Origin of the sequence: Candidatus Jidaibacter acanthamoeba (genome assembly GCF_000815465.1) — a bacterium.
GTDB lineage: Bacteria > Pseudomonadota > Alphaproteobacteria > Rickettsiales > Midichloriaceae > Jidaibacter > Jidaibacter acanthamoebae.
This window is the reverse complement of record NZ_JSWE01000120.1, coordinates 1-888: the sequence shown is the minus strand read 5'-3', so window position 1 is coordinate 888 and position 888 is coordinate 1. Positions and strand designations below refer to the sequence as shown.

Sequence of the window (888 nt, the reverse complement as noted above, 5' to 3'; positions counted from 1 at the left end):
AAATATAATCTCCAGTTAAATTGATATGTTCTCAGCCTAGTGGCGATAAATTCTTAAAGAATACTATTGAAAAATATACTAATCAGTACCCAGATGGATATACATTTGATTCGCCGCTTTATAACAGAGTTAAAGAAAGAGCAATGGAACAGAGAGTGGTAAATATGTGACGTGAGCACTGGGGCCTAAAAAGGAATAGAGTTGGTAAAATTATAAGTCAGGTAAATAGAGCCTACGAAGTTATATATTTAAAAACTCTCCCATTTATAATCTCTTAAGGGATCTTTAATTTCTCTTTTTAAATATACCTAAGCCGATATTTACCTCTTACTTAAATCCTTATCAATAATTATTACCCATATAACACAATATTACTCATTGCTCTGCTTTGAAAGCAGGTTAAGATCTTAGGAATTAGCTGTAAAGTATATTTAATGTATTAGCGTAGGATATTTTCCGTTTTCTGTTGTGACCCCTTTTAGGTCACCCTAAATTAGCAAACGATCTACGCAATCCTGTACTAGAAGAAGTAGGCGCACGTGCAAAACTTTTTGAACTAAGTTCTTTAGGTATTAATAGTCCTAAGTTTATTGAATGGATTCTGAGTAATTGTACAGGAGATAAAGTCAACCCCCATGATATCCTTACTAAAGACGCCATTATCCTACTTTCCGACCAGCTAATTACACCTTTACAGATTACTTATTACCTTGCTAGAGTACTAGAGAAGGGTTATCAAATTGGAGAAAAACCTATAAGTATAGCAACAGCCCAATCAGTATTATCACCAGACCTTAATGCATTAGAACCAAACCTGACAAGGAATGGTTATAACCTAACAATATTATGTGATTACCTCAATGCCAGGCGTCATGAAGTAAAAGCATA

The 888-nt window shown here is 34.0% G+C and carries 1 protein-coding gene; it reads right to left on the bottom strand.

Annotation, left to right across the window (positions count from 1 at the left end; all coding sequences use genetic code 11):
• Positions 1–483: 483 nt before the first annotated feature.
• Entirely contained in the window at positions 484–660 is a 177-nt protein-coding gene (locus NF27_RS12455; RefSeq protein ID WP_161791815.1) for a hypothetical protein, read from the bottom strand.
• Positions 661–888: the final 228 nt, after the last annotated feature.

What these genes read in the sequence shown, in the direction of transcription:
- NF27_RS12455 (WP_161791815.1), bottom strand. Translation starts at nt 660, where the DNA reads ATGGCGTCTTTAGTAAGGATATCATGGGGGTTGACTTTATCTCCTGTA.